The organism is Nocardia sp. NPDC051929 (genome assembly GCF_044548645.1).
Taxonomy (GTDB): Bacteria; Actinomycetota; Actinomycetes; order Mycobacteriales; family Mycobacteriaceae; genus Nocardia; species Nocardia sichangensis.
On sequence record NZ_JBIUCG010000007.1, the window covers coordinates 84,885 to 90,232 of the forward strand.

At 67.1% G+C, this 5,348-nt stretch carries 7 protein-coding genes; 3 read left to right on the forward strand and 4 right to left on the reverse strand.

Annotated elements, in window-relative coordinates:
* Nucleotides 1-82: 82 nt before the first annotated feature.
* The 4 genes from ACIHAX_RS11000 to ACIHAX_RS11015 form a co-directional block, all read right to left on the reverse strand.
* Nucleotides 83-880: a class I SAM-dependent methyltransferase gene (locus ACIHAX_RS11000; RefSeq protein WP_397277082.1), complete on the reverse strand. Its 798-nt coding sequence runs from the start codon at nucleotides 878-880 to the stop codon at nucleotides 83-85.
* 36 nt (nucleotides 881-916) lie between these two features.
* Entirely contained in the window at nucleotides 917-1,348 is a 432-nt protein-coding gene (locus ACIHAX_RS11005) for a DUF4254 domain-containing protein (RefSeq protein WP_355076145.1), read from the reverse strand.
* Nucleotides 1,345-1,803, reverse strand: a complete 459-nt coding sequence (locus ACIHAX_RS11010) for a DNA-directed RNA polymerase subunit beta (protein ID WP_356964781.1) — start codon at nucleotides 1,801-1,803, stop codon at nucleotides 1,345-1,347. Before ACIHAX_RS11010 ends, ACIHAX_RS11005 begins: the two co-directional genes overlap by 4 nt.
* Nucleotides 1,804-2,150: 347 nt before the next feature.
* Complete coding sequence (locus ACIHAX_RS11015) at nucleotides 2,151-3,674, reverse strand: hypothetical protein (RefSeq protein WP_355076149.1); 1,524 nt, start codon at nucleotides 3,672-3,674, stop codon at nucleotides 2,151-2,153.
* A 166-nt stretch (nucleotides 3,675-3,840) separates the two neighbouring features.
* Here ACIHAX_RS11015 and dtd point away from each other — a divergent pair, with 166 nt between their 5' ends.
* The 3 genes from dtd to ACIHAX_RS11030 all read left to right on the forward strand — a co-directional run bounded on the left by dtd (nucleotide 3,841) and on the right by ACIHAX_RS11030 (nucleotide 5,311).
* Nucleotides 3,841-4,284, forward strand: coding sequence for a D-aminoacyl-tRNA deacylase (gene dtd / locus ACIHAX_RS11020; protein ID WP_355076151.1), 444 nt, complete (start codon nucleotides 3,841-3,843; stop codon nucleotides 4,282-4,284).
* Nucleotides 4,285-4,468: 184 nt separating this feature from the next.
* Nucleotides 4,469-4,792 carry a hypothetical protein gene (locus ACIHAX_RS11025; RefSeq protein ID WP_356964778.1) on the forward strand — a complete coding sequence of 108 codons (324 nt, stop codon included), beginning with the start codon at nucleotides 4,469-4,471 and terminating at the stop codon, nucleotides 4,790-4,792.
* Nucleotides 4,793-4,810: 18 nt separating this feature from the next.
* Nucleotides 4,811-5,311: a YbaB/EbfC family nucleoid-associated protein gene (locus tag ACIHAX_RS11030; RefSeq protein ID WP_397277086.1), complete on the forward strand. Its 501-nt coding sequence runs from the start codon at nucleotides 4,811-4,813 to the stop codon at nucleotides 5,309-5,311.
* The last annotated feature ends 37 nt before the right edge of the window (nucleotides 5,312-5,348 follow it).

A 5,348-nucleotide genomic window follows, 5' to 3' on the forward strand; every position in this document is an offset into this window, starting at 1 on the left:
CCGCTATCCGGCCTGCTCCGTGGACACCGCGACGGGGCGGGCAACGCTGTGGCCTGGCTATTTCGTGTGCGTAAGTAGCCGTTCAATCCGCGCGGCGCAGAGTCGTTCGCAGCACCAAAGTGACTATCGGCAGATCGAATTCGCCTTCGGCCGTCTCCGGCCTCGCCAGCAGATAGGCCCTGGTCCGGGCGAGCACCTCGGTCCGCTCGTCGGGGGAGATCACCACCGTGTGCGATTGCGTACCGATGGTCGCGGTCAGGGACTCTGCGGTGCGCCGATGTCGGTGCGGGAAGGTCGACCGCTCGAACACGTGCCGGCGGAACAGCGGGTGGTCGGGTAGCGCCACTTGTTCGCTCGGCGGCAGGGGCGTGGATACGCTGGACCCGGCCACCTTTTTCAGCCCCGCGACCCACTCCACGGAGCTGTCGTCGGTGTTCCACAAGGCAGCGAGAACGCCGCCGGGCCGCAGCACTCGGAGGAACTCCGGATAGGCACGGTCCAAGTCGAACCAGTGGAAAGCCTGCCCCGCGACGATCGCGTCCACCGAATCGTCCGCGAGCGGAATGGCTTCGGCCGTACCGGCGTGGGCGGCGACGTCCGGGAATCGGCGGGCGAGTTCGGCGCGCATGTGCTCGTCCGGTTCGACGGCGATCACGGTGGCGCCTGCTTCGAGCAGACCCTCGGTCAGCTTGCCGGTTCCGGCGCCGAGATCGAGGACGGTCAACGGTCGCCGGTGGGCGACGGAGGCCAGCGCCCAGCGGATGGCCGCGGCGGGATAATCGGGACGGTGTTCGGCGTACGCGACGGCATGTGCGCCGAACGAACTCGCCCTTCTGGTGTGCAAGGCGAGTTTTTCTTCGTAGTCGTCCGGACTCCCCATCCGTTTCACTCTACGGATGGGGAGCCGCGACGGAACCTAAGATGCGCCGGGAAGTCTCCGGACGCCCGCGCAGACCTCGGCGGCCAGGTCGTCGTAGCCGACGGCCAGTTCGGCCAAGCGCTGCCAGGCGTCCCACAGATCCCATTCCGAACTGCTGGCCAGCGCCGCGTAGGCGTTCGCGGTGAACTGGGCCAGGCGATCGATCACGGCGCCGACGGTCTCGGTGTGCACGTGCGCCGCGCCGTGGGCGGGCGGCAATTGCGTGGTGATCCAGCGATCGATGTCGTGAATCAGGCTCGCACGCAACGCGTCTATCTCGCCGAGTGATTCGGGTCCCGCGCTGAGCCTGCGTTCGTGCAACGTGGTGAGTTCGTGTGCGCAGCGCAGCATCGGATTGCTCTCGTGCATCTCGCCTCGGCAGGCTTGCAGCACTTGATGTTTCGCCGGAAGAACCGCCCCGGTGGTCATCGCCCGGCCGTTCTCGTGCAGGACCGTACGGTGTCGATGATGGACGAGCCGGAGGGACGGAAACCGTTCTCGGGAGCCACGATCCAGTGCCGATAGTCGGCGTCGGCCACGGCGGGAGACGGCAGTGCGATCTCACCGCCGGAGGGCACGATGGAGACGTTGAGACGGAACAGTTCCGCGAACAGCCGGACGTCGTCGGGTAAGTCGGGGCGGGTGAGGAAGGTCCACCGTTTGGACCGAACGTGAGAAACGATCGGGCCCAACGCTATTCGTCGATGGGTGAGATCGTCGCGAACTTTCTGCCCCAACGCGGCGGGCATCGTGATCGCGCCGACGAATCCGGCGCGGAGGACGATTCGGCCTATCTCCGGATGGACTCCGGCGGGCAGGTCGCAGGTGTGTCGATAGTAGGCGCATCGGGCGGTCGGGGTATCCGCCAACGCCAGTTGGTCCATAGGGCCCTCGGGTAGCTTCGTGTGACTTTTTCCAAGCCGCCCGGACGGCGCTGCGGCACCAGTGCTGTGATCCGGTTCATCGTGCGGGCGTTGTCTCAGTAGAGCACTCCATGGAGCGGATCAAACATTCCGTTCAATTAGTTCTCGAGAAATTCGTTCGCCCGCCGGTTACCGGCGGGTGTGGTTACCGGTAGGGTGCGCGGGGATGCCCCGCGTTCAACTCGGCGTACGTAATTCCTGGTCAAGCGACCTGTGTAGACGCGGGGCGAGAACGCGGGGAGTTTTGTTCAGCGCCGTCGCTGACGGGTGCGCTACCTTGCCGCAAATCGATACCGCGGCAGCGCGCCTCAGGGTGTCGTGCGGAAGTACAGCACGCGGTCGCCGTGCTCGGACAACGGCGTGTCGACACTGATCTGGCGCAGGCCGCAGTCCGGCAGGTAGGTGAGGTTGGCGAACACCTTCGTGTTGCCGAAGGCCGCGCGCAGCTTGCTCTCCGTCGCCCGGTCGGGGTTGTACAAGGCCAGCGTCTCGAAATCGAGTGGCGCGAGCGGTTTGTCGAGGGGGGCCTGCCCGGCAGGACGGCCGAGCGCGGCGTACTGGGTGGCCGTACCGCGCTCGTACCAGCACAACTCGTAGGCCACGTCCTCCGTGACCGTGATCGCCGCGACCGGCCAGTCCTGGGAGAGGCGCAGTGCCAGTGGATGTTTCGCCACCGGGGTGAGTTCCCAGTTCAGGCTCATGACCGTCACCCAGCCGCCGTAGGGCTGGTCGATCAGCACGATGTCGTCGCCGAGGGTGGCGGAGGTGTTCAGCTTCGGCTCGCGGATCTTCCACTTCGACTCGGTCGTACCGAGATAGCTGTCGCGGTCGAGGGGATAGGCGTCGTCGACGGCGTAGGCCGCGATGATCGCGGCGCGCACCTGGGCGATGGCGTCCCGTTCCGGCACGTAGACGCTGAGCGCGCCGAAGGTGGAGCCGATCTGGACCGGCGTCGACGGCTGATCCTGCTCGGTGCCCGGCGCGAGCGGTCGCAGGCCGACGAGAGCCAGCTTCCAGTTGATCTCCTCGACGGTCGACAGGTCGCCGGAGGATTTGAACATGATCTGCTGCTGGGTGAGCCGTCCGGCTCCCTCCAGGGTGCGGCAGCCCAGTTCGACCAGCGCCCGGTGCGACTTGGGAGTGAGATCCAGGTCCTGGATGCCGCAGGCGCGCAACCGGATCGACATGGTGGTGGAGGTGAACGCGGCGTACCGCTCCCGGTACATGGCGATGGCCTGCTTGCGCGACCGGCCGACCATGAGCGTGCGCAGCAGCGTGCTCAAGCTGGCCAGATACTTGCCGGACAACTCCGGGTTCGCCGCGGCCAGGCCGGCGCGGATGCGGGCCGCCTCCTCGGTCGCGGCCACGGCGGCGTCCTGGTCCAGCCTGCCCAGCCAGACACCGCACTTGGACAGGCCGTCGGCGCACGGGCCCGCGACTTCCGGATGCGCCCGCGCCACTTGCCGGTAGACGTCACAGGCGCGCCGGATCGTCGTGGTGGCCAGTTCCCTGCGCCCGCTGTGCCGTGCCGCCTGCTCGAAGGAGCGCAGCGCGTCGTTCAATTCCCCGGCCAGACGGGCGGTGAGCACTTGGCCCCTGGACAGCAGGCGCAGGCGGATCGCCACCGCTTCTTCGGCGGGCGCCAGCGCTTCCCTTGTGCGGTCGCGCGTCGAGCCGTTGTTCTTGGTGGCGATCAGCCCCTTGGCGAGTTCGCCGAGCGAGGTGGCCAAGCGCAATTCGGATTCGACCGTCCGGTCGAGGGCCGCATACCGATCCGCCGCGATCTGACGCTCCATCGCGTCCAGATCCATCGCGCTCCTCGTTTCCAGCATGATCCTCCGCCAACGCGCGGCAACCGCGCAACACATTCTTCTGCGCACCGAGTTTGTCACGCTTGCCGCCCGCGCGCACCTGTATCCCGCCAGGCAGACCGGGTCGTTCGGCGGTCGGCGACCCGCGCGGCGGCCGACGCGATGGCGGAAGGCATGATCGAGGGTTGTGCGAGCCCTTCTACAGCGCGTGAGATCGGCCCGGGTGACGGTCGGCGAGCAGGTCGTCGGAAGGATCGATCCGGTGGTCGACGGCCTCCCGCACGGCCTGGTCGCCCTGGTCGGCGTGACGCACTCCGACACCGAGGCGACCGCGCGGGCATTGGCCGACAAGGTGTGGCGGTTGCGCATCCTCGACGGGGAGCGCTCGGCCGCGGACCTCGGCGCGCCGATTCTGGTGGTCAGCCAGTTCACGCTGTACGCGGACACGAAGAAGGGCAGGCGTCCGTCGTGGTCGGCGGCCGCGCCCGGCGCTGTCGCCGAACCACTCGTCGAGCACTTCGCGGAGGCGTTGCGCGAACTCGGCGCAACCGTGGCCACCGGGCGGTTCGGCGCGCACATGCACATCGACCTGGTGAACGACGGTCCGGTCACCCTTATGGTGGAGCTGTGAGCTGTTGTCTTGCCCCGAAAATTGGGGGCTCCGAGCGCATCTGGTGATCCGCGCCTCGCTCGACCTGGGCACGAAGTCTGCCCGCAAACATCGAGGAATTTCCCGTTCACGTTGACGTCACTGGTGATTAGTCATCCGCTGTTACCGTGGGTGGGAAGGACTCGAGGGTGGAGGAGCGGACGCGATGGCGGACAATGTCGAATTCGATGAGCATCTGTTCCGCAAGGCGGCCCAGAAGACGGGGCATGTCCAGGACCGGATCACCGGCATCATAGACAGATTGAGCACGTCGATCGCGGCGCGGGGGAACTGCTGGGGCAACGACAGTATCGGCCGTAACTTCGCCAACGGCCCGGACGGCTCGGGCGGTTACACCACGACCAGGGACAACCTGATCAAGGGCGCACGAAACATGGCGGGCACGTTCGAGAACTTCAGCAAAGGACAGACGAAGACCGCGAATCTGCTGCGCGACATGGAGCACGGCAACCGCGACGGCATCCGCTGACCCGGGGTTCACCGACCGATGACGAACGAGCAAGCCAAGGCGGACTTGGCCGACATCCTCGACGGCGTCCAAGAACAGATGCGGATCATCGCACGGTTGCAGCAGGAGCGCGCCGAACTGACCGGCCGCGCGACGGTGCGCGGCAAGCGGGTGACGGTGGTCGTGAACGCCGACAACACGGTGATCGATACCCAGTTCGGGCCCAATATCGAGGACCTCAGCCATGCCGAGATCGCCAAGGCGGTCACCGAGGCCGCGCAGCTGGCCAGTGCCGACGTGGCCCGCAAGACACGGGATCTGATGGCTCCCTTGGACACTCATCGGGCCCGGATGCCGAAGCTGTCCGATCTGGTCGAGGGCATGCCCGAGGTGCGCGCTCCGGAACCCGTCCCGGCTCCGACGGCGCCGCCGAACGCGCGGAAGCGCAGGGAGTTCTCCGACGGCAGCGGCATGCGCTTCACCGATACCGAGACGGTAGAACGCGATCGTGGTGGATCGGTCACCGATTCCAGCTGGTGACCTCGGTGGCCGCACCGGGCCGTCGAGGTAGCTGAGC

Excerpts from the sequence above, each read along its gene's own strand:
- ACIHAX_RS11015 (WP_355076149.1), bottom strand. The coding sequence starts at position 3,674 with ATGCTGGAAACGAGGAGCGCGATGGATCTGGACGCGATGGAGCGTCAG.
- ACIHAX_RS11030 (WP_397277086.1), top strand. The coding sequence starts at position 4,811 with ATGACGAACGAGCAAGCCAAGGCGGACTTGGCCGACATCCTCGACGGC.
- ACIHAX_RS11025 (WP_356964778.1), top strand. The coding sequence starts at position 4,469 with ATGGCGGACAATGTCGAATTCGATGAGCATCTGTTCCGCAAGGCGGCC.
- ACIHAX_RS11010 (WP_356964781.1), bottom strand. The coding sequence starts at position 1,803 with ATGGACCAACTGGCGTTGGCGGATACCCCGACCGCCCGATGCGCCTAC.
- ACIHAX_RS11005 (WP_355076145.1), bottom strand. The coding sequence starts at position 1,348 with ATGACCACCGGGGCGGTTCTTCCGGCGAAACATCAAGTGCTGCAAGCC.
- ACIHAX_RS11000 (WP_397277082.1), bottom strand. The coding sequence starts at position 880 with ATGGGGAGTCCGGACGACTACGAAGAAAAACTCGCCTTGCACACCAGA.